Raw genomic sequence first — 285 nt, 5'->3', positions numbered from 1 at the left:
GCATCCTGCGCCCACGCATAGCGTAACGAGTGCGGGGAAAATGCGCCCGTTAAACCAGTACGTGACGCCTGGCTGTGCCAGTATTTCATCGCGCTTTTCAGATCCGGTTTATCGATCAGCCTGCCGTGACGATGTTCTGCAACAGAGAGGGCATTATCCAGCGCTTTCCTGACTGCGACAGCATCCAGAATAACGGTTTCTCGCGGACGTCCGCCCTTGGTGCCGTACACCACGGTTAACCGGGACTCCCCGCGACCCAGCGCCTGCCGCCATGTCTTCAGCGAC

General features: G+C 58.9%; 1 protein-coding gene. It reads right to left on the bottom strand.

What is annotated here, in order from left to right:
• A partial coding sequence (locus FDX19_RS17365) for an integrase domain-containing protein (RefSeq protein ID WP_212734719.1) occupies window positions 1-285 on the bottom strand: 285 nt, incomplete at both ends.

The organism is Citrobacter sp. wls619 (assembly GCF_005281345.1).
Taxonomy (GTDB): Bacteria; Pseudomonadota; Gammaproteobacteria; order Enterobacterales; family Enterobacteriaceae; genus Citrobacter.
The sequence above is the reverse complement of the archived record's forward strand: the minus strand, read 5'-3'. Positions and strand labels throughout refer to the sequence as shown.